Annotated in this window: 21 protein-coding genes, 1 tRNA gene and 1 pseudogene; 14 read left to right on the top strand and 9 right to left on the bottom strand. The window is 71.1% G+C overall.

The genetic code is table 11. The features are described 5' to 3' along the window. Positions 1–14: 14 nt before the first annotated feature. Positions 15–90: transfer RNA gene (locus AB0367_RS03860), tRNA-His, on the top strand. Positions 91–282: 192 nt separating this feature from the next. Here the strand turns inward: AB0367_RS03860 and AB0367_RS03865 are convergent. The 3 genes from AB0367_RS03865 to AB0367_RS03875 form a co-directional block, all read right to left on the bottom strand. Further along, positions 283–672 carry a globin gene (locus tag AB0367_RS03865; protein WP_366224601.1) on the bottom strand — a complete coding sequence of 130 codons (390 nt, stop codon included), beginning with the start codon at positions 670–672 and terminating at the stop codon, positions 283–285. A gap of 4 nt (positions 673–676) precedes the next feature. Next, on the bottom strand, positions 677–2,176 hold the full coding sequence (locus AB0367_RS03870; RefSeq protein ID WP_366224602.1) for an MFS transporter: 1,500 nt from the start codon (positions 2,174–2,176) through the stop codon (positions 677–679). A gap of 300 nt (positions 2,177–2,476) precedes the next feature. Further along, positions 2,477–3,538, bottom strand: a complete 1,062-nt coding sequence (locus tag AB0367_RS03875; protein ID WP_366224603.1) for a mechanosensitive ion channel family protein — start codon at positions 3,536–3,538, stop codon at positions 2,477–2,479. A gap of 216 nt (positions 3,539–3,754) precedes the next feature. Between AB0367_RS03875 and AB0367_RS03880 the strand changes: the two genes are divergently transcribed. From AB0367_RS03880 to AB0367_RS03890, 3 genes are all read left to right on the top strand, one after another. Next, complete coding sequence (locus tag AB0367_RS03880) at positions 3,755–4,297, top strand: HNH endonuclease (protein WP_366224604.1); 543 nt, start codon at positions 3,755–3,757, stop codon at positions 4,295–4,297. Positions 4,298–4,504: 207 nt separating this feature from the next. Next, positions 4,505–4,813, top strand: a complete 309-nt coding sequence (locus AB0367_RS03885) for a hypothetical protein (RefSeq protein WP_366224605.1) — start codon at positions 4,505–4,507, stop codon at positions 4,811–4,813. Continuing rightward, positions 4,782–5,204, top strand: a complete 423-nt coding sequence (locus AB0367_RS03890) for a DUF5130 family protein (RefSeq protein WP_366224606.1) — start codon at positions 4,782–4,784, stop codon at positions 5,202–5,204. The genes AB0367_RS03885 and AB0367_RS03890 overlap by 32 nt, the downstream gene beginning before the upstream one ends. A 61-nt stretch (positions 5,205–5,265) precedes the next feature. Here AB0367_RS03890 and pepN read toward each other — a convergent pair whose 3' ends face one another. Next, positions 5,266–7,809: an aminopeptidase N gene (gene pepN / locus AB0367_RS03895; protein WP_366224607.1), complete on the bottom strand. Its 2,544-nt coding sequence runs from the start codon at positions 7,807–7,809 to the stop codon at positions 5,266–5,268. 185 nt (positions 7,810–7,994) lie between these two features. On the opposite strand from pepN, the gene AB0367_RS03900 reads away from it, so the two are divergent. The 7 genes from AB0367_RS03900 (at position 7,995) to AB0367_RS03930 (ending at position 11,657) form a co-directional block, all read left to right on the top strand. Further along, the gene (locus AB0367_RS03900; protein WP_366224608.1) at positions 7,995–8,624 is read left to right on the top strand and encodes a disulfide bond formation protein DsbA; all 630 of its coding nucleotides are present in this window, start codon (positions 7,995–7,997) and stop codon (positions 8,622–8,624) included. A gap of 27 nt (positions 8,625–8,651) precedes the next feature. Continuing rightward, positions 8,652–9,035, top strand: a complete 384-nt coding sequence (locus AB0367_RS03905) for a hypothetical protein (RefSeq protein ID WP_366224609.1) — start codon at positions 8,652–8,654, stop codon at positions 9,033–9,035. 46 nt (positions 9,036–9,081) lie between these two features. Continuing rightward, on the top strand, positions 9,082–9,408 hold the full coding sequence (locus AB0367_RS03910) for a DUF3817 domain-containing protein (RefSeq protein ID WP_366224610.1): 327 nt from the start codon (positions 9,082–9,084) through the stop codon (positions 9,406–9,408). A 139-nt stretch (positions 9,409–9,547) separates the two neighbouring features. Next, complete coding sequence (locus tag AB0367_RS03915) at positions 9,548–9,730, top strand: hypothetical protein (protein WP_366224611.1); 183 nt, start codon at positions 9,548–9,550, stop codon at positions 9,728–9,730. A gap of 17 nt (positions 9,731–9,747) precedes the next feature. Further along, positions 9,748–10,926 (top strand): DUF1015 family protein, encoded by a 1,179-nt coding sequence (locus tag AB0367_RS03920; RefSeq protein WP_366224612.1) that lies wholly within the window; start codon positions 9,748–9,750, stop codon positions 10,924–10,926. A gap of 55 nt (positions 10,927–10,981) precedes the next feature. Continuing rightward, positions 10,982–11,176, top strand: coding sequence for a hypothetical protein (locus tag AB0367_RS03925; protein ID WP_366224613.1), 195 nt, complete (start codon positions 10,982–10,984; stop codon positions 11,174–11,176). Between the two features lie 13 nt (positions 11,177–11,189). Continuing rightward, positions 11,190–11,657: a ribose-5-phosphate isomerase gene (locus tag AB0367_RS03930; RefSeq protein ID WP_366224614.1), complete on the top strand. Its 468-nt coding sequence runs from the start codon at positions 11,190–11,192 to the stop codon at positions 11,655–11,657. Here the strand turns inward: AB0367_RS03930 and AB0367_RS03935 are convergent. Further along, positions 11,654–13,615, bottom strand: coding sequence for a glycosyltransferase family 2 protein (locus AB0367_RS03935; RefSeq protein ID WP_366224615.1), 1,962 nt, complete (start codon positions 13,613–13,615; stop codon positions 11,654–11,656). The genes AB0367_RS03930 and AB0367_RS03935 overlap by 4 nt on opposite strands. Before the next feature lie 142 nt (positions 13,616–13,757). On the opposite strand from AB0367_RS03935, the gene AB0367_RS03940 reads away from it, so the two are divergent. Further along, positions 13,758–14,843, top strand: coding sequence for a glycoside hydrolase family 6 protein (locus AB0367_RS03940; protein ID WP_366224616.1), 1,086 nt, complete (start codon positions 13,758–13,760; stop codon positions 14,841–14,843). 70 nt (positions 14,844–14,913) lie between these two features. Here the strand turns inward: AB0367_RS03940 and AB0367_RS03945 are convergent, their stop codons facing one another. From AB0367_RS03945 to AB0367_RS03960, 4 genes are all read right to left on the bottom strand, one after another. Continuing rightward, complete coding sequence (locus tag AB0367_RS03945) at positions 14,914–15,081, bottom strand: hypothetical protein (protein WP_366224617.1); 168 nt, start codon at positions 15,079–15,081, stop codon at positions 14,914–14,916. 172 nt (positions 15,082–15,253) lie between these two features. After that, positions 15,254–15,916, bottom strand: a complete 663-nt coding sequence (locus tag AB0367_RS03950) for a DUF2625 family protein (protein WP_366224618.1) — start codon at positions 15,914–15,916, stop codon at positions 15,254–15,256. Positions 15,917–15,998: 82 nt separating this feature from the next. Then, entirely contained in the window at positions 15,999–16,733 is a 735-nt protein-coding gene (locus AB0367_RS03955) for a tyrosine-protein phosphatase (RefSeq protein ID WP_366224619.1), read from the bottom strand. After that, the gene (locus AB0367_RS03960; RefSeq protein WP_366224620.1) at positions 16,730–18,472 is read right to left on the bottom strand and encodes a hypothetical protein; all 1,743 of its coding nucleotides are present in this window, start codon (positions 18,470–18,472) and stop codon (positions 16,730–16,732) included. The genes AB0367_RS03955 and AB0367_RS03960 overlap by 4 nt, the downstream gene beginning before the upstream one ends. Before the next feature lie 102 nt (positions 18,473–18,574). Between AB0367_RS03960 and AB0367_RS03965 the strand changes: the two genes are divergently transcribed. Further along, positions 18,575–19,795, top strand: coding sequence for a GNAT family N-acetyltransferase (locus tag AB0367_RS03965; RefSeq protein WP_366224621.1), 1,221 nt, complete (start codon positions 18,575–18,577; stop codon positions 19,793–19,795). 460 nt (positions 19,796–20,255) lie between these two features. After that, positions 20,256–20,453 (top strand): annotated as a pseudogene (locus tag AB0367_RS03970) (hypothetical protein); the annotation flags it as partial. Positions 20,454–20,540 lie beyond the last annotated feature (87 nt).

Here is a 20,540-nt window from a genome sequence, read left to right on the forward strand (position 1 = left end):
CGGGCGAGTTCATGGTGGCTGTAGCTCAGTTGGCAGAGCACCGGGTTGTGGTCCCGGGTGTCGTGGGTTCAAATCCCATCAGTCACCCCATTGGCTGATCTCCGTATCAGCAGGTCAGGCCCCCTCCAAGGAGGGGGCCTGACGCGTTGTAGGGGACTGGTAGGGGAATCGGGCCGGGACACGGCCCCGGGCCCGGTCGTCTTGCCGCACCTTGCGCGTGGCGTCGGTCACGGTCGTGAAGTCCTCGCCCACCGCCACTGCGTCAATGGCCGGACAGTCTGATTAGTTCGGATCGTCGGCGTTGACCATGAAGTGGGCGGCGCGCTCGAGATACTCCCACAGCACCGCCTCGTGCTCGGGCGCGAGCTGGATCGCGTCGACGGCCCGGCGCATCTGCCGCAGCCACGCGTCGCGCTCGGCCGAGGCGATCTCGAAGGGCGCGTGCCGCATCCGTAGCCGGGGATGGCCGCGCTGCTCCGAGTAGGTGCCCGGGCCGCCCCAGTACTGGATCAGGAACAGCCGGAACCGCTCGTTGGCCGGGCCGAGGTCCTCCTCCGGGTACAGCGGCCGGAGGATCGGGTCCTCGGCCACGCCGGCGTAGAACTCGTCGACGAGCTTGCGGAAGGTCGGCTCGCCGCCGACGAGCTCGTAGAAGTTGTTGGGGGACGTCACACCATCAACTATGCCGCGCGGCCTGAGAGGGCGGTGGCGGCGGGAGGCCACCGATCTCAGCGGTGCGCTCGCTAAGGTCGACCGTGCGCTCCGCCGGGTCGGGCATCGACGGCTCCCGGCGCACCGACGGCCCGGGCGAGGGACGCCGGCGGGGCGGCAGCGGGGCGCGGCCCAGGTCGATGGTGACCTCGCCGAGGTCGTCGATGCCGTCGCGGCGCTCGGCGGCGCGCTGCTCGGCCGCGACCTGGACCTTGTTGACCGCGATCGCGTCGGCGATGGTGGCCCGCGCCGGCCAGGCGGCGATGATGAGCACCATGGCGGCGACGCCGCTGATCCCGAAATACCCCACCACGTCCGGCAGCGGGAAGTAGGTCGCCAGCCAGCCGGTGAAGACGATCGCGGCGCCCTGCAGCAGGTGCACGCCGCTCTGCATGACGCCGAACGCGCGGGCCCGGAACGACGGCGGCAGGACCTGCACGAACAGCCCGTTGCTGGCCGGCAGCGTGATGGCCAGTGACGCCCCCGAGAGCACCGTCATGATCACGACGACGACCAGCCCCGGGTCGAACAGTGCCGGCACGAGCGACAGCGGCGTGATGATCGCCACCGGCCGGATCAACGCGATCCGCCGCTGGGGCCGTAGCAGCCAGGTCACCAGCGCGCTGCCGAACACGAAGCCGCACGCGGCGGCGATCATGATCGTGCCGAACGTGAAGGGGTCGGCGCGCCCGGTGAGGTGGGCGGCCCACGCCGCGGCGAGGCCCTCGGGCACCACGCCGAAGCAGACCCCGCAGAAGACGATCAGCGCGATGGCCCGCATGACCGGCGAGCGGAACACGACCCGGTAGCCGTCGATGGCCTCGCGCACCAGGTTGGTGCGCTGCTCCACCTTCAGGCTCGGCGCCCGCTCCTTGACCACCACGGCGACGAGCACCGCGGAGATCGCGAACGTGACCCCGTTGAACAGCAGCGCGGCGGAGTCGTCGACGGCGACCAGCACGGCGCCGAGGGCGTAACCGCCGATCAGCGCCATCTGGGCGGCGGTGCGGCTCAGCGTGATGCCGGTGACATACTGCTCTCCCTGCAGCAGCCGCGGCAGCAGTGCCGAGCGGGAGCTGTCGAACGGCGGGCTCAGCAGCGCGTTGCCGAACAGCAGCGCGATGAGCACCCCGGCGGGCGCGTGGGGAAAGGCGGCCAGCACGAGCATGATCCCGGCGCGGATGACGTCGCAGCCGATCATGGTGCGGCGATACGGATGGCGCTCCGCCCAGGCCGACAGCAGCGCGCCAAAGCCGAGCCACGGCAGGTAGCTCACGGCGAACGCGGCGCCCGAGAGGACCGCCGAGTGCGTCTGGCCGTAGACCACGGCGACGATGGCGGCCCGGGCCACGTTGTCGCCGAGGACCGACTGGGTCTGGGCTACGAAGACGGCGGCGAACTCGCGGTTGGCGAGTGTCTCGCGGACGGTGGCAGGGCGCTGGGCGGACTCGTCGGGGTCGGACACCGGCGGAGCCCCCTTCCCTCGGTCACGACGGCGTAAACGTTCGCGGGCGCGGCCGAACCGGTCATTCCACCACCAAGAGGGGCTAACAGTGGCAGACCGGGATACTGTGCAGCGATGCACCTGAACGAACGGACGATAACCGACTGACCACCCGACGCGCGACCCTACCCTCTGGGTTGATCACAGATGGCCGCTAGATCGGTCAAGTTCCTCCGTTCGTTGCAGTGCGGGCTATATGGCCATATCTATTGGATGTTGAGCCACCTCCGGCTGGGGGGTCGATGCCACACGACGGGTCGGTCAGGCGGGGCCGGTTCGTCTCGCCGGCCCGACCGGCCCGGTCTCGTCGCCTTCGGAGCCCGGGCGGATGTACATGCGCGCCGCGGTGAGGTGGGCGGCGATACCGGCCCGCTCCAGCGCCTCGGAGAGCCGGCGGCGTAGCTCGCGGCCGACCCGCCACTGCGCCTCGTTCGACGTCTTGACGGTGGTGCGCAGCACCGCGCCGTCGGCGGTGAGCTGCTCGACGCCGAGCACCTTCGGCGGGTCCATGAAGTCCTCGGCGAAGTCCGGGTCCTCGGCGAACGCGTCGGCCGCCTCGCGCAGCACGGCGGTCGCCTGCTCGATGGAGACGAACCCGACCGGCACGTCGACGTTCACCACGGCCCAGCCCTGGCTCTTGTTGCCCACGCGGACGATCTCGCCGTTGCGCACGTACCAGACCACGCCCGCGCCGTCGCGGATCGTGGTGATCCGCAGTCCGACCGCCTCGACCGTCCCTGTCGTCGCGCCGACGTCGACCACGTCGCCCACGCCGTACTGATCCTCCAGGAGCATGAACAGGCCGGCGATGAAGTCCTTGACCAGGTTCTGCGCGCCGAAGCCGATCGCGAGGCCGGCGATGCCGGCGCTGGCCAGCAGCGGACCGAGGTTGATCCCGATCTCGCCGAGCACCAGCATCGTCGCGATCGTGAAAACCACCACGGAGGCGATACTGCGCAGCACCGAGCCGAGCGCCCGGGCGCGCTGGATGCGCCGCTCGGAGGGCAGCGCGAGTCCGTTGGGCAGCGCGAGTGCGCCGGGTAGCCGGTTACGCAGCGGCCGCAGCAGCGAGCCACCCGATTCGTTGTCGGATATCGTGTGCTTGATCAGCCGGTCGACGGCCCGGTGGATGAGTGCCCGGATGACGAACGCCACCAATATGATGATCACGATTGTCACCGGCTTGACGATCACCCAGTAGCTACTCTCGGCGAGCCACTTGTTCTTCGTCTGGTCCCAGATGAAATCGCACAAGCCGCTCTTGTCCGCGCAGCTCGGTTCGGGGTTGGGCGTTTCGAGGGGCATCGCCAGAGGGCTGATCACGAAGCTCCTAGCAGCAAACCGGTGCGAACCGGGATAAGCCCGCACAAAGGTCCGAGGGGAGCGGGTGAAGGTTCACCCGCCGGCCGCAAATAGTACGTGCAATCCGAGGATCTATCGGGGACGATTAGCCCACGGACCACTGCCGGTGGGCCCGTGACGGGACCACTCATGGCCATTTCCAGGGAGACTTCGCTTCACGTAACTAGGGGGACGGCGATGCCTGACATACGACCCGCACGAGTATCGGGTGCGCTGGTACTCAACGCCACCTACGAGCCGCTGTGTGTCGTGTCTGTCAGACGTGCCACCATCCTGGTCCTGACGTCGAAGGCCGTGTGCGTCGCCGACGGTGACGGGATCCTCCACAGTGCGACGGACGAGCTGCCGGTCCCCTCTGTGGTCCGGCTCACCCGCTACGTCCGGGTGCCGTATCGCACACACATAGGCCTCTCCCGACGCGGCATATTCGCCCGCGACGGATGGCGTTGCGCCTACTGCCGCGGCCCGGCCGAGACCATCGACCACGTGATGCCACGCAGCCGGGGCGGGCGGCACGCCTGGGAGAACGTCGTCGCCGCCTGCGCCCGCTGCAACCACACCAAGGGTGACAAAACGCCAGCCGAACTCGGCTGGCGTTTGTATACCAGCCCCATCGCGCCGAAAGGCGTCGCGTGGCGGGTGCTCGGCCACCGCACCCCCGACCCGCGCTGGGCCGACTGGCTCGACCTGCCGGGCGACGAGCTCCCGCAGGCCGCCTGAGCTTCCGGGCGGGTCCACCCGCGGTGTGAGGCCACTCACGTGTCTCGGCATACTGGCATGGGAGGCCCATGCCGGTGACGGGCATGTCGTTACGAGGCTTCGCCGTGGCGTAGATCTGGTCGGACACCCCCGGCAATCGGCTGGTCATGACCGCCCGCTAACGTGAAGCCGGTCTTTTAGTCCCTTCGACGCCTGGGGGCGTTGAGCTTGTCCATCATCGAGACGACGCTGATCTTCGCCGGGATTCCGGTAGCGGTCATCCTGCTCATCGCGGGCGCCGTCTACGCGGGAGGTTCCCGCCGTAGCAAGCGCTACCGGCCCGGACGGCCGTTCGAGTTCACGCCCGTCTGGTTCCTCTCCGCGCCCGAGCAGCTGGCCAAGGCGGCGAACGCCCGCGAGCTCACCGGTGCGCGGCGAGCGGAACTGACCACAGGCGGCGATGCCTCCACCGTGACCGAGTGGTCCGGCGACAAGGCCCAGCCGCATGTCATCGGAGGCGCAAGTGACCGGTGGTAACCCGGCTGCCCACAGGGGCCAGCCCGAAGTCCTCAACGGCCCGTTCACCACGCGCCAGCTGCTGCGTCTCGACGAGGCGCTACGCCTGGCCGACTCGTCGACCGGGCTGACGTTCAGCATCTACGTCGGCGACCTCGAGGAGCCGGTCCGCGCCTACACGGAGAAGCTGCACGGCCAGCTGGCCGACCCGCCGCACTCCGTGCTCATCGCGCTCTCCCCGAACCAGCGCCAGCTCGAGATCGTCACCGGTGGCGAGGCCCGGCGCCGGCTGCCGGACCGTGCGGCCAAGCTCGCGGCCCTGTCGATGGCCGCGGCCTTCGGTGGCGGCGACCTCGCCGGCGGCCTGGTCTCCGGCCTGGCTCAGCTCGCCGACCACGCCGGCCGGCACTGACCCAGCGCAGACGCGAAGCGGCGCGCGCCCCGTCCGGGACGCGCGCCGCTTTCTTTCGCTCTCAGGCCGCCTCGGCGTCCTTGGCGCGGGCCTTCAGGGCCCGCACGATGCCGTCGCGGCCCTCGCCCACCAGGCGGCGCAGCGGGGCCGGCCTGCCGGGCGTGGCCAGCCAGGCCTCGGTCCGCGCGATGGTGTCCTGGCTCACCTGGTACGCCGGGTAGCCCAGCTCGACGAACTCGGCCGCCGGCTCGCTGTCGCGGTTCTCCCACACCGGCAGCAGCGCGTCGAAGTAGGCGGGCACATACGGCGCGGTCAGCTCCGCCTGCGTCGAGTGCTGGAAGCCCTGCAGCAGCGAGCGCTGCAGCCAGTTGGGCAGCGAGTGGTCCTCGGTGATCCGGCGCCACGTCTCGGCCTTCGCCTCGGCGGTCGGCACCAGGGCCCGGGCCAGCGCGGCCTGCCGCTCACCGCTGGCCGTGCGGTCCCGGTCGAGCTCGGCCTCGATCTCGGCCGGGTCGGCGGCACCGCCCGCGATGAGCGCGTGCAGGATGCCCCAGCGCAGGTCGGCCTGGATGGTCAGGCCGGTCGGCACGTCCTCGCCCCGTAGCCAGCCGGACAGCACGGCCAGGTCGGCCTCGCTGCGTGCGGCGGCCGCGAACGAGCGGGCCCACGCGAGCTGGAAGCCGCTGCCCGGCTCGGCCGAGAGCAGCGCCTCGCGCGCCGTGCCGGCCAGCTGCGCCCAGCCCTGCGGCGCCCAGGCCGGGTCGGTGTAGAAGACCAGTGCCGACTGCGCCTGCCGGATGGTGGCCGTGACGAGGTTGATGTCCTTCTCGGCCGGCAGGCCGACGGCGACGAGACGCACGTAGTCGCGGGCGGCCAGCTCGGCGTCGCGGACCATGTCCCAGGACGCCGACCAGACCAGCGCGCGGGCCAGCGAGTTGTCCAGCCCGTCGATGTGGTCGACCACCGTGGCCATCGAGCGCGGGTCCAGTCGCAGCTTGGCGTAGGTGAGGTCGTCGTCGTTGAGCAGCAGCACGTCGGCGGCGCGGCGTCCGGCCAGCGTGGTGATCTCGGTCCGCTCGCCGTCGACGTCGGCCTCGATCAGCTCCCGGCGCACGAGGCCGCCGTCGACGAGGTCGTAGAGGCCGATGCCGATGCGGTGGGTGCGCAGCGTCGGGTAGGCCGCCGGTGCCTCCTGGCGCACCACGACCCGCTCATACGTGCCGTCCGCCGCGATCGACAGCTCCGGCCGCAGGGTGTTGACCTGGGCGGTCTCCAGCCACTGCGCGGCGAACTTGCGCAGCTCCTTGCCGCTGGCGCTCTCCAGCGCGGTGAGCAGGTCGTCGAACGTGGCGTTGCCCCACTGGTGCTGCTGGAAGTAGGCGCGCAGGCCGCTGCGGAACGCGTCGATGCCGACGTAGGCGACCAGTTGCTTGATGACGCTGGCGCCCTTGGCGTAGGTGATGCCGTCGAAGTTGACCTCGACCGCCTCGACGTCGGGCATCTCGGTGTACACCGGGTGGGTCGAGGACAGCTGGTCCTGCCGGTAGCCCCAGTTCTTGCGCACCGACAGGAACGTCGTCCAGGCGTCGGAGAAGCGGGTCGCGTGGGTGTTGCACCAGTGGCTGGCCCACTCCGCGAACGACTCGTTGAGCCACAGGTCGTCCCACCAGCGCATGGTGACCAGGTCGCCGAACCACATGTGGGCCAGCTCGTGCAGGATCGTGTTGGCCCGCTGCTCGTACTCGAAGTCGGTGACCGGCGAGCGGAAGATGTAGTGCTGCTCGGCGTGGACCACGCAGCCGAAGTTCTCCATCGCGCCGGCGTTGAACTCGGGGGAGTACACCTGGTCGTACTTCGGCAGCGGGTAGCGGATGCCGAACTCTTCGTGGAAGAAGTCGAAGCCCTGCTTCGTGACCAGGTTGATCTCGTCGGCGTCGAGATACTGCTTCATGGACTGCCGGCAGAAGACGCCCAGGTCAATGCCGTCGTGCGTCTCGCGGACCTCGTGGTAGGGCCCGGCGCACACGGCCGTGATGTAGGTGCTCATCGGCGGCGTGGGCGTGAAGTGTCGCACGAGGCCGTCCTGCCGCCCCAGCGGCATGTTGGAGATGACCTTCCAGTGCGCCGGCGCCGTCACGCGGAAGGTGAACGCCGCCTTGAGGTCCGGCTGGTCGAAGCAGGCGAAGGCGCGCTGCGCGTCGGCCGTCTCGAACTGGCTGTAGAGATACACCTCCTTGTCCACGGGGTCGACGCTGCGGTGCAGGCCCTGGCCGGTCGTGGAGTACGCGAAGTCGGCGTCCACGACGAGCACGTTGTCGGCCCGCAGCCCCGGCAGCGCCAGCCCGCCCTCCGTCGACCAGCCACCGATGTCGACGGGTTCGCCGTTGAGCGTCGCGCCGCGCAGGGTCGCCGCGGCGACCTCGATGAAGGTGGCGGCGCCCGGCTCCCGGCAGGTGAACCGCACCTCGGTGGTCGACCGGAACGTGCCTTCCCCGGGATTTCCGGCGCCATCGGTCAGGTCGAGGCTGATGTCATACGCCGTGACGTCGAGCAGGCGGGCCCGCTCGACGGCTTCGACCTGGCGTAGGTTGCGTACACCGGCCACGTGTCGTCTCCTGTCGTTTCGCTGTGGCCGTCCCCGTCGACGGCGTCACACCGAGTGTTCCATGTTCCCGGAGGACACTGGGGGAGTGGCCCAGGTCACTCACGTGTGAAGTGGTACGCACCGGGAGGGCTGCGTAAGGATCGGAACTGATTTCCGACTCTTTCACTAGTGAGGTGGTCACCGTCATGGCCGAAGACCGCGTCATCGCCGACATGTGGTTCGACCCGCGCTGCCCGTGGGCCTGGATCACTTCCCGCTGGCTGCTGGAGGTGGAGCAGGTCCGCCCCGTGCACGTGCGTTTCCATGTCATGAGCCTGTCGATCCTGAACGAGGGCCGTGACGACCTTCCCGAGCGATACAAGGAGGGTCTGGCAAAGGGTTGGGGGCCGGTTCGCGTGGCGATCGCCGCCGAGCAGAAGTTCGGCAATGAGGTGCTTCGTCCGTTTTACACCGCGCTCGGCACCCGCATCCACCACGAGAAGCAGGAGCTCTCCGACGAGCTCTACCGCTCGGCCCTCGCCGAGGCCGGCCTTCCGGCGGATCTCGCCGAGTTCGCCGAGTCGACCGAGTATGACGAGAAGCTGCGCGAGAGCCACTTCGCCGGGATGAACCCGGTGGGGATGGACGTGGGCACGCCGGTCATCCACGTGCCGGGGCCGGACGGCAAGATCATCGCGTTCTTCGGGCCCGTCGTCACCCCCAAGCCACGGGGTGAGGCGGCCGGTCGCCTGTGGGACGGCACGCTGCTGGTCGCCGGCACGCCCGGCTTCTACGAGATCAAGCGCACCCGTGAGCTGGGGCCCATCTTCGACTGAGGTGCGTTAGGAGTAGCCTGCCTACTCGTGCGGCGGTTCTTCACACCCCGGTGGGTGCTCGGCCACACCCTGGCGCTCGCCGGGGTGGCCGTCTGCCTGTTCGCGGGTCGCTGGCAGTATCAGCGGGCCACCGCCGGCAATGTGCTCAGCTGGGCGTATACCGTCCAGTGGCCGCTCTTCGCGCTTTTCGTGGTCTTCCTGTGGGTGCGCGCGATCCGCGACGCCCGGGGCGGGAGCACGCCCCGGGCGGCTCCGCAGCCGCTGCGCCCGCCGCTGCGCCCGCCGGTGAGCCGGGCACCCGCCGCGCCGGCGGTGAGCGACGAGGATGATCCGGAGCTCGCGCAGTACAACCGGATGCTCGCCTGGCTCGCGGCCGACCCCGACCGCCGTCCGAGCGACTTTCCGGGATGACCTGACCGGCCAGAGACGGACGAGACCGACACCAGGGATGAACCAGATGAACCTCAACCCCGCACTCACCCGCTACCGGGTCGTCGCCTGGATCGTCGGCGTGCTGCTGATTGTGCTCACGGTGGGCACTGTGCTGAAGTACACCACCGACGACGAGACGATCGTCGCCCTGGTCGGGCCGGCGCATGGCTTCCTGTACATGCTCTACCTGGTGCTCGCCGCCGACCTGGCCCGCCGGGCGCGCTGGCGGCTTCCGTTCACGGTGTTGGTGCTGCTGGCCGGCACCGTGCCGTTCCTGTCCTTCTTCGCCGAGCGGGTCGTGACCCGCCGGGTCCGCTCGGCGTTCTCCCTCGCGACGTCCGGGACACCCTGACCGAGCAGGCATCTGCGCGACAGAACCGCTCCTTCGGATGGCGCGTGCCGTTTCCTGGAAACGCACAGCCGGTGCGACACCGGCGCGAACGGGTGGCGTTGCAATTCGCGACAGACACCCTCTGGGAGAGGCCGACGCGATGACCGAGACCTGCTGGAGCGTCCAGGAGCGGACCTGGAAGGACGAACTGCCCGAGCTGCCCGACGAGGTGAGCGCGCTGCTCGCCCCACCCGTCGTGGTGTGCGCTTCGGGGCTGTCCCGCGGCGCGCGCAGCCGCACTGCGGGACGGGCGGTCCCCCGTGCCGCGGCCCGGGTCGGCTGACCTATAGCGTTTGCCTCATGACGGTTGCGCACCCGATCGCCCACGCCTGGCTCTCCACCGGAGGGACCGGAGCGCAGAACTACGACGAGTTCGCCGACGACGCGGAGATCACCGCGATCATCGCCGCGAACCCCGCCAGCGCCCTGGCCGTGGAGATGCCGCACCGGGCCCCGCAGAGCATCGGCCGCCCGTTCCTGGACTGCCTGCCCGACGCGGTCGAGCGGCTGCGCGCGGCGAAGGAGGAGGGCCACTACGCCCCCGCCTCGGACGTCGTGGTGCTCTACCGGATCACCGCGTCCGATGGCGCCCGCGCCTACGGCCTGTGGTGCATGGTCGACACCGACCAGATCTCGACCAGCGCCGACGAGCCCGGTGCGGTGATCCGCAACGAGGACGTGTTCATCGAGAAGGTCCGCGAGCGGGTCGCGCTCGCCGAGGCCACCGGCCACCTGCTCTCGCCCGTCCTGCTGCTGCAGACCGCCCGCGGCGAGGCCCTGCACGCGGCGCTGGCGCAGGCCGTCGCCGAAGCGGGTAGCCCCGCCGTCACCGACCTCGACCCGTCCGGCCGCGCCCACGAGGTCTGGGCCGTCGGCGCCGGCGCCACCCGCGACCGGCTGCTGGCGCTGGCCGGCGGCGGCGAGCTCGTCGTCGCCGACGGAAACCACCGCAGCCTCGCCGCGCAGACCGCCGGCTACACGCGATTCCTGGCCGTCATCACCACCCCGGAGTCGGTGGCGATCCAGCCGTACAACCGGCTCGTCTCGGAACTGCCGGGCCAGCTGGAAGGCCTCGACCTGCGACCGCTGACCGGCCCGGCCGGCGTGCCGGCCACCGGCGGCCGCGTGCACCTGTACACCCGCGACGGCGCCTGGTCGGCCGCCCTGCCCCGGGTCGAAGGGGCGAACGTCGTGGACAACCTCGACCACGCCCTCGTCGAGCGGCGGCTGTTCGCCGAGGCCCTCGGCCTGGAGCCGGGCGACAAGCGGATCACGTACGTCGGCGGCGACTACCCGGCCGAGTGGCTGCGCGGTGAGGTCGACGCCGGCCGGGCCGAGCTGGCCGTGCTCATCGCGCCGGTGACCGTCGAGGACTTCGTGGCGGTCAACCTGGCCCGCCAGAAGATGCCGCGCAAGAGCACCTGGTTCACGCCGAAGGCGAGGGCCGGTCTGGTCGTCGCGCAGCTCGATTCGTTCTAGTCACCCGATCGTGATACACACTAGGCCGCTGACCTTCCGGGCCTGGGGTGTGCACATGTCATTGCAGATCTTCATCGCGGCGATGATCGCCGCCTGTGGCATCGGCGCGTTCGCCGGGGCCGCTGTCGTCTGGGACCGCCGCCGCATCTGGCGGCTGAACCCGGGCGCGACGGCCGGCTGGGTGTTCGGGTTGCTGCTGCTGGGCGGCGGGTTGCTGGTGGGTTCGTGCTTGGGCCTGGTCCGGCTCTGACAGACTGCCGGGTATGCGCGTCTACGTTGGTTCCGATCACGCCGGATATGAGCTGAAAGAGCACCTGGTCAGCGCCCTCGGGCCGCTGGGCTACGAGGTTGTGGACGTCGGTCCGGCGAAGTACGACCCCGACGACGACTACCCGGCGTTCTGTTTCCACACGGGCGCGCGGGTGGTCGCCGATCCGGACAGCCTGGGCGTGGTCATCGGCGGCTCGGGCAACGGCGAGCAGATCGCCGCGAACAAGGTGCCCGGTGTCCGGGCCGCCCTGGCGTGGAACGTCGACACCGCCCAGCTGGCCCGGGAGCACAACAACGCCAACGTCGTCGCCATCGGTGCGCGCCAGCACACGCTGGAGGAGGCCACCACGCTCGTGACGGCGTTCCTGCGCACGGAGTTCTCCGGCAACGAGCGGCACGTCCGGCGCATCGCGCAGGTGCTGGAGTATGAGACCTCCCACACCCTGCCGCCGCTGCCCTAGCGCTCGCCGTACTCGGGCGGGGGCGCCTTGCGTTGCGCGGGGACGTCGGCGATCTTCGGCATGATGATCGTCGCGCCGACGTCCTCGAGCGGATGCCCGGCCTGCCGGGCCGCGAGGCGTTCCCGCAGCAGTGCCCTCGGGATCTCCATGGTGATGTCGCCGGCGTGCTCGGGCGTGCCTGCCTGCGGCACCGGCCGCCGTAGCCGGTCCGCCTCCTGTTCCCTGCTCAGGGCCCAGGCCTGGTCGCGCACCAGCCGTGCGTCGAGCCGCCACAGGATCAGCGGTAGCAGGCACACCACGAGCCCGAGGGACGGCCACAGCAGCGAGGCGGGCGCCGCGTAGCCGCGCGCGAACGACACCACGATCGTGGCCGCCAGCAGCACCAGCCAGCCGAGATGGTTGCGGAACGTGCGCAGACCGTCACGGCTGCTGCTCTCGCCCTTCGGCGTGACCACGAACCGGGTCGGCCGCCGGAGGATCGTGCTGACCAGCTGCACCGCGTAGATCGGCGCGGCGATGATCGACATCAGCATGCCCTTGAAGCCGCGGGAGTCCGGCGGCTCGTAGGGGCTGACGTTGTACTGCCGGTTGTTGATGTACAGCCACAGCGAGAAGGCGGTGGCGTCGGTGTACAGCGCGAACCACAGCTGCGGCGAGATCGTCATGCCGCTGACGCCGAGGGCCAGGAACAGGATCGCGTTGGCGATGCCCAGCAGCCAGCCGATCGCCATCGACGGGTAGAACGTCGTGATCAGCGTGTAGTGCAGCATGCCGCCGGGTGACAGCCGCCAGAACCGCCGCCAGTACATCCGGACGAGGATCTCGAACGTGCCGCGCGACCAGCGCCGCTGCTGGCTGAAGTAGTCGTTCCAGCTCGATGGCCCCTCGCCGGCGGAGAGCACGTCCGGGGTGTACACCGACTTCCACCGGCGCCCGGTCTGCGGGTTGCGGGTCGTGTGCAGCATCAGGCCGGTCGCCATGTCCTCGGTGATCGAGTCGCTGAGCCCGCCGATGCTGCGCAGCGCCGAGATCCGGATGGCGTTGTTGGTGCCGACCAGCATCGACGTGCCGTAGCGATTGGCCGCCCGCTGGATGACGCTGTGGAACGGGAACTGCTGCGACTCCGCGGCCCGGGTCACGAAGGCCTCGCCGTTCTTGTAGCACTGCGGGCCGATCGCGTACGCCACGTCGGGGTCGCGGAAGTAGCCGACGATCCGCTCGGCGAAGTTGGCCAGCGGCACGTGGTCGGGGTCGACGGCGAGCAGCACATCGTAGTCCTCGCCGTGCGCGTCTACCCACGCGTTGTAGTTGCCGTGCTTGGTCTTGGCCCGGAACGGCCCCTTCGGTCGGTTGTACCGCCGGCTGCCCTTGCGCGTGAAGTGCCGGATGCCGAGCTCCTCGCACATGGCCTTGACGTCGTCGTCATCGCCCTCGTCGAGCAGCCAGATGTCGAACACGCCGCGGTGGCGGATGCGCTTGGCCGCCCGCAGCGTGTCGCGGACCACCGCGATCGGCTCCTTGCTGGGCACGATCGTGGTCAGGAGCGCCAGCCGCAGCCGCGGGTCGGGGGTCACCGGGATCGGGTCGCGGGCGGTGATCGAGGCCAGCGACAGGGACAGCACGTTGATCAGCCGCAGCAGCTCGACGATGGCGATGGTGACGATCACGAACGCGTTCGCGATCCCGGCCGCCTTGGCCGTCGGCCCCGGGTTGGTCTGCGCGAAGTGCGCGGGCTGCAGCAGCCAGACGCAGAAGAACACCTCGAAGCAGATGTTGAGCAGCGCGATCAGCACCGAGCCGGCCACCCGGGACCGGCCGTCGACCTTGCGCTGCGGACGGTAACGCACCCGGTACGGCTCGTTGGCGGGCGGCGGGGTCAGCGGGCCGGCGAGCCGGCTGTAGGTCTCCAGTCGCGCCCAGGACCGGCCATACACGGGAATCTCGAATGGCTCCGTCACGGGGTCCTCTCGCTGCGTTACGCCGCAGGTGCGGCTTCCCCCCGTCTGACCGCCAGAGAGCATAAGTCACGCAAGGGGTTGCCCACCTCGGCCGTGATGCTGGTAACCCGGCGAGGGTGATGCGCTGGGATACCCTCCCGTGGTGGCGAACGTCGTGGCGGGTGGCGGAGCGCGGATGGGTTCGGTGGTGCTCGCGTTCGCGCTGGCGGTGCTGAGCGGATGCGACAGGGCCGAGCCGCCGGAGTCGACCGGTTCGGCCGGTCCGGCCGATTTGGCCGCCTACCGCGACTGCACGGCGTCGTCGGCACCCACCCGGCCGGTCGCCGGGAATCCGCTCGCCGCCCGTCCGTTCTTCGTCGAGCCCAGTGGACCGGCGGCGCAGCAGGTGGCGGACTGGGGGAGCCGGCAGCGCACGGCCGATGCCGCCGCCTTGCGCAGGATCTCGGACCGTCCGGTGGCCCAGTGGGTCGGCGGCGGCGCCGGTTCCGTCGGTGCGCAGGTCGACGCCGTGCTGGGCTGCGCCGCGGCGCAGGGGCAGTTGCCTGTCCTGGTGGCGTACAACATCCCGCATCGTGACTGCGGCAGTTACTCGTCCGGCGGCGCCGCGTCACCGGACGAGTACCGATCGTGGATTCGGGCGTTCGCGAGCGGCGTGCGGGGCCGGCCGGTCGCGATCATCCTGGAGCCGGACGCGATCCCGCACGCCATCGACGGTTGCGAGAGCGAGTCGCGGTACGAACTGCTGTCCGACGCCGTCCAGGTGCTCAAGGCGACCGGCTCGGCGGTGGTCTACCTCGACGCGGGCCACCCGAGGTGGATCACCGACGTGCACAGGCTGGCCGAAGCGCTGCGGCGCTCCGGGATCGCCCACGCCGACGGCTTCTCCCTCAACGTGTCCAACTTCGTCAGTACGCCGGACAACGTGGCGTACGGCAAGCAGGTCTCCAGTGCCGTCCCCAGCAAGCCGCACTTCGTGATCGACACCAGCCGCAACGGCGCGGGCGAGGTGGAAACCGCCGGCGACGTGGACGGCGGCCCGCGGTGGTGCAACCCGCCGGGCCGCCTGCTGGGCATGCCCCCGACCACGGACACCGGCGACCCACGCGTGGACGCCCTGCTGTGGATCAAGCGGCCCGGTGAGTCCGACGGTGCCTGCCGCCCCGGCGAGCCCCCGGCCGGCCAATGGTGGCCCGAGTACGCCCTGGACCTGGCCCAGCGCTCGACCTGACCGCTCGACCTGACCGCTCGCGCCCGTTCGCAGGTGTCGCCGATCGGCCTGGCGGAACCGGGCGGCGGGTTCACCTTCCAGCTTGCGATTCCTGCCAGCGGACGGGGAAGGCGCCGAGCCGAGCCTCGTGCCGGGGGTCTCCCGACTCGACGTGGCCGGCGGGTTTCGCGCAGCGGACCGCCACGTCGCCGGTGGCGGTGGTGGTCGTCTTCGTGGCGGGGCAGGTGGTGATCTCCATGACGCACGACCTTAGCCGAACATACGTACGAAAGTCGCCGTGATCAAGGAATTGACCTGCGAAAACGTCCGGTACGTGCCCGCCGGTGCCCGATCATCCGGATTCTTCCAGGAGAGCGGCGCGGGCGTTGAGGTAGCGCTGCTGCGGCAGGTTGCCGCGGTGCGGGCGAGTCTCATGCGCCGAGCTGGTCGGCCATGTCGTGCTTCGCGCCGACGAGCTCGCGCATCGGCATCGGCTGCCGGCTCGAGCTTTCGATGTCCTTGCCCTCCTTGGAGTACAGCGGCGGCCAGGTGTGGATGCCCGCGTCGAGCGGGCAGGCCGCCACCTCGTCGCGCCAGCCGGGCCAGCGCCAGCTGAGGTAGAACTGGTCGACGGCGCCGGCCAGCATGGCGTACAGCCAGTCGGTGTAGCCGAGAGTGAGGTCCTCCCAGCGCAAGGTGTCCGGCGCGAAGTAGTGGATCGTCGGCACCTGAGCCGACTCGCTGCCCGACTCGCCCTGGCGCCACACGAACTCGCCGCCCATGATGTCCTGCGCGACGAGCAGCCCGGCGGGCTCGAACACCTCGTTCACCGTGTGGATGTCGGCGAGCCGACGCCGCGGGTCGCCGGACCCGAAGACCCGCAGCCAGCCGCCGTCGACCACCAGGCCGCCGCTGCCGTACACCAGGGCGCCGAGCCAGGACGTGGTGCCGACCTGCAGCCGGTGCAGGCAGGAGGCGGCCCGGTCGGGGTCGGTCGGCAGGATCTCGACGGCATACGGGGAGCCGGTGACGGCGGCCTCGATCTCGGCCCAGGCGGACCGGTCGTCGGAGATCAGCTCCGCCAGCGAGCGCACCCGCCCAACTGTACGGCCGGGGGTCGCCCGACACGAACGACGGAAATCTCCGCGGCGCACGCTGGGTGCCGGGGCGGTCCGATCAACCGGCTATGACGAGGTCGGCGCGCAGCGCGGACAGCTCGTGGGCGCTCAACCCGTACTCGCGCGCCCACCCCCGCATGTCGCCCCACCGCTCGCGCACCAGCTCAAGCGTCCGGATCATGAGCGCGGCCTCGGGCTCCCACACCGGCAGCGACGCGGGCCGCGGCGGCAGCCCCAGGCGATCCACGACCACGGCCATCCGCTCGTGGATCGTCGGCATAGCGGCCGCCGTCGCGGCGTAGTCGGCCGCGATCGTGTCCTCCGGCACGCCGAGCAGGCCCAGGACCACCGCGGCCAGCACGCCGGTGCGGTCGCAGCCGGCCTCGCAGTGGAAGACCGCCGGAAGGGTGCCGGGGCGGGTCAGGTGGCGCACCGTGCAGGCCAGCACCGGGCCCTTCTCCGTGAGCATTGCCACATAGTGCCCGACGAGGTCGGCGGCGCCGCTGACGTCGGCGATCGGCGCCGAGTAGTACCCGATCCCCGCCCTGGACAACGGGCCACGGCCGAGCCGCTCGACCTCGTACTCGCCGCGCAGGTCGATCACCGTGGACAGGCCGAGGTTGTGCACCAGGCGTTCGGCGTCGGCCGGCGTCGCGTAGGCGAGCGAGTCGCTGCGGAACAGCACGCCGGGTCGTACGATGCCGCCGTCCGCGGGCAGGCCGCCGAGGTCGCGGAAGTTGACCAGCCCCTCGAGGTCTCCGGCGGACGGCCGCCGGCGGCGCCACCGTCTCACCAGATGAGGTCCTTCACCCAGTTGTAGAAGGAGATGAACCAGCCCACCTCACGTAGGTAGGCGATGCCGGCCGCGGCCAGGAACAGCCCGGTGAGCGCGTGGGCGCCCTTGGCCGTGCGGCGGGGGCGGCCGAGGCGCTGCTCGATGACGAGCCGGCCGAGCAGGCGGACCAGGGCGAACACGCCGACGGCGACGACGAGGACGACCAGGAACGCGATGAACGGGCCGGTCAGGCTGCCCGCGCTACTGAGCGCCCACAGCCCCCAGCAGATGAAGGCGATGGCCGCGCCGGTGCCGGTGAACTCCCAGCCGATCTTCAGCTGGCGGGCGCGCTCGCCGGGTGGCGGCGTGTACCGCGGGTGGCGGTCCTCCTCCGGCTCGACGGGCAACATGCCGGTCGGGTCGGGCGCCGGCCGCTGGATGACCTTGGCCCGGCCGCGCATCTGCGGCACGCCCTCGGCGTTGACCGCAACCCCGCCGGGCGAGACGGGCACCCCCGACATCGGCTGGGTCGACATCGGTTGGGCCGACATCGGTGGCACGAAGGCCGGCGGCGCCGAGACAGGCCGGCTCAAAACCGGCTGGAACGCCGTGGCCGAGTTGACCGGTGAGGCCGCCGAACGCAGCGCGACCAGCTCCCGCTCCAGGCGCTCGATGCGCTGGTACGCGTCGGTCTCCGTGCCGCTGATCGACGGGCGGGCCCGGCCGACCGCGCGGCCGGTATCGGCCGTCTCGGTCTCGTGCCAGTCGCAGCCGACGTCGGGCAGGCTGCCACTGGCGACGGCCCGGCGGACCAGCTCGGCCAGGCCGTTCAGCCAGGACTGCAGCTCCCGGGTCTGCGGGCGGTCGGCGGGCCGGTCGGCCAGCGGCGCGTGCAGGTGGTCGCGCAGCGCCGGGATGCCCTCCAGCAGCGGGTGGCGGCGCAGCACGTTCCACTGCGGCGGCGAGGCGTCGGGCGGGCCGTGCTGGTCGCTGCGGCCGTCGACGCGGGGGTAGGCGCCGGTGACCATGAAGTACGCCACCGCGCCGTAGCCGTGCACGTCGTACGCCGGGCCGACGTGCTTCACGCCGCCGAACGCCTCCGGGCCGCCCGACTCCGGCGTGTAGGCGATCTGGGTGATCTCCTCCTCGCGGAAGTACCGCGCGCCGGTGAAGTCGATCAGGCGTATCTCGCCGGTGGCGAGCACCATCACGTTGGACGGCTTCACGTCCATGTGCAGCACCGGCGTCGCGCCACTCTCGTGCGGGTCGTGCAGATGCCGCAGTACCACGGCCAGGGTCTTCAACGCCGAGACGGCGTTGAGCCGGCGCCCTCCCGCGGCGGCGCCCGACCGCTGCGCCACGTATTCGCGCAGGTTGACGCCGTGCAGATAGTCGTACACCTGATACGGCACCGCGTCGCCGGGCGCCGGGCGCTCGCCCGGGCGGTGCGGCGGCGGGCCGTAGAAGCCGTCGGCGCGCCGGCAGATGCCCGGAACGCCCCGGTTGTTGAGGTCCATGAGCGCCGCGTCGCCCTTGTCCCACGACCGCAGCTCGTCGGCGATCGGCCGCTGCGGGTCGACGCGGAAGACCTTGACCGTCATCGGCGCCGAGGTCACGCCGCCGCAGATGCGCACGGCGCGGTAGACGTCCGCCTGCCCGCCGGAGCCCAGGTGAGCCACCAGCCGATACCGCTGGAACGTCTCCGGCAAAGGGCTCGCGGGACCGCAGACCAGGTCCAGCAACGCACCCTGCGTCATCGTGCAACTCCCCCCAGCAAATGTCGCCCCCATACGGTTTCGAGAGTAACGAGAGCGCAAATCGGTCGCGCTCAGTGGCGGTCACGAGGTAGACACGACGGGATGAGCGAGTATCTGCTGCGCACCGCGACCGACGGCGACTTCGACGCGCTGGCCCGCCTGATCCGTGACGCGTTCGGTGCCCCCATCGCCCCCGACCCCGCCGACAGCGTCCGCACCGTCGTCGAGCCGGCCCGGACCCACGTCGTCGAGCACGGCGGGCAGCTGGTGGGCACCGCCGGGATCCTCACCCGCGATCTCGCCGTGCCGGGTGGCGTGCTGCCGGCGGCGCACGTCACCGGCGTCGCCGTGAGCGCCACGCACACCCGCCGCGGGCTGCTGCGCCGCATGATCACCGAGCAGCTGCGCACCGCGCCGGAGGCCGTCGCCGTGCTGTGGGCCTCCGAGGGGCGCATCTACCAGCGCTTCGGCTACGGCCTAGCGTCGCAGAACGTGACCATCCGCGCCGACCGGCGCGAGGTGTCGGTGCAAGCGCCGCCCGCGCCGGGCAACCTGCGCGCCGCGGTTCCCGCCGACGCCGTCGCGGAATTTTCCCAGGTGTACTCCCGGGTGCTCCCGGTCCGCCCGGGCTGGTCGAGCCGCAACGAGACCTGGTGGAAGCACCTCACCAGCGACCCGCCGGCCAGTCGGGAGGGGCGCACCGCGGAGCGCGCGGTGCTTTTCGAAAACCCGGACGGCGTCGTGGACGGCTACGCCCGCTACCGCATGACGCCCGGCTGGGACGACGACGGCCCGAAGCAGCAGGTCAACGTCACAGAGGTGGTCGCCGCCACGCCCACCGCGTATGCCGAGCTCTACCGCTTCCTGCTGCGCATCGACCTGTCCCGCACCCTGGTGCAGGGCCACGGCAGCGTCGACGAGCCGCTGTTCTACCTGGTCGACGAGCCGCGCCGGCTCGGCGGCAAGGTCGGCGACGGGCTCTGGGTGCGCATCATCGACCTGCACCGCGCGCTGACCACCCGGCGCTACGCGGCCCCGGTCGACGTCGTGTTCGAGGTCACCGACGGCCTGCTCGAGGCGAACGCGGGCCGATGGCGCCTGCGCGCCGGCGCCGGAGGAGCGCTGGTGACCTGCACCCGGGCCGACGGTGAGCCCGACTTCAGCCTGGACGTCGCCGACCTGGGCGCCGCGTACCTGGGCGGGACTCCGCTCGGCGCCCTGCACCGGGCCGGCCGTATCCGGGAACACCGCCCGGGGGCCGTGGCCGCGACGAGTACCGCTTTCGGCTGGCCCGTCGCGCCGAACTCGATCGAAATCTTCTGATCCATCGGTCGGCGGGGCCGGAGGCGGTACTGTCGGGCGCATGGGTGGGATCCAGCGCCGGAGGCGCCGCATGCGGCAACATCAGCCGGTGACCCCACCCGCTCCCGCGCCGGCCCCGCCGCACTCGGCGGATGTCGCCCTCGATCCGGCCGTTCCGGACGCCGTCCCCGAGGCCCAGACCGAGATCCGGGCCCAGGTCCAGGCTGAGGTGCAGGCCCAGGTCGACCGCGACGCCAGGACTGAGACCGGTGCCGGGGCCGTCGCCCCCAAGCCCGTGCCCCGCCCCTCGCCGCACCACCTGGCGGAGCTGTCGGGCACGTTCGCGATGACCGCGAACGTGCACGACCCCGAGCCGGCCGCCCCCGAGCCGGTCCATGAGGACGACCATCACGACGACCACCACCATCACCAGCACCAGCACGACGCGCCTCATCACCATCATCATCACGAGGAGGTCGTGTCCGAGCGCGGCCTGCGCGGCCTGGTGGGCGGCGGCGCGTCCCAGGTGAGCGTGTCGTCGGCGATGCGCGCCCGCGACGCGGCCCGCCCGACCGAGGCCGACCTCGCCGCCGCCGAGCGCGACCTGCAGATCATCCGCCGAGGCTGGGTGCCGCGCGAGGAACTGACCCGGCCTGGTCGCCGTTCGCCAACGAGTTGAACGCTGGGTAGCCCTTCGTTCGGTGCGCGAAGGGGCCGGACGACGGATGTATCGCCCATCCACCTGCCCTTTACGGTGGCTGACGCC

Source organism: Dactylosporangium sp. NPDC051484 (assembly GCF_040689395.1).
Classification (GTDB): Bacteria; Actinomycetota; Actinomycetes; order Mycobacteriales; family Micromonosporaceae; genus Dactylosporangium.

Bases quoted from the DNA above. Each gene is read 5' to 3' on its own strand.
- AB0367_RS03880 (WP_366224604.1), top strand. From the start codon at position 3,755: ATGCCTGACATACGACCCGCACGAGTATCGGGTGCGCTGGTACTCAAC.
- AB0367_RS03890 (WP_366224606.1), top strand. From the start codon at position 4,782: ATGTCATCGGAGGCGCAAGTGACCGGTGGTAACCCGGCTGCCCACAGG.
- AB0367_RS03900 (WP_366224608.1), top strand. From the start codon at position 7,995: ATGGCCGAAGACCGCGTCATCGCCGACATGTGGTTCGACCCGCGCTGC.
- AB0367_RS03910 (WP_366224610.1), top strand. From the start codon at position 9,082: ATGAACCTCAACCCCGCACTCACCCGCTACCGGGTCGTCGCCTGGATC.
- AB0367_RS03915 (WP_366224611.1), top strand. From the start codon at position 9,548: ATGACCGAGACCTGCTGGAGCGTCCAGGAGCGGACCTGGAAGGACGAA.
- AB0367_RS03920 (WP_366224612.1), top strand. From the start codon at position 9,748: ATGACGGTTGCGCACCCGATCGCCCACGCCTGGCTCTCCACCGGAGGG.
- AB0367_RS03925 (WP_366224613.1), top strand. From the start codon at position 10,982: ATGTCATTGCAGATCTTCATCGCGGCGATGATCGCCGCCTGTGGCATC.
- AB0367_RS03930 (WP_366224614.1), top strand. From the start codon at position 11,190: ATGCGCGTCTACGTTGGTTCCGATCACGCCGGATATGAGCTGAAAGAG.
- AB0367_RS03945 (WP_366224617.1), bottom strand. From the start codon at position 15,081: ATGGAGATCACCACCTGCCCCGCCACGAAGACGACCACCACCGCCACC.
- AB0367_RS03960 (WP_366224620.1), bottom strand. From the start codon at position 18,472: ATGACGCAGGGTGCGTTGCTGGACCTGGTCTGCGGTCCCGCGAGCCCT.
- AB0367_RS03965 (WP_366224621.1), top strand. From the start codon at position 18,575: ATGAGCGAGTATCTGCTGCGCACCGCGACCGACGGCGACTTCGACGCG.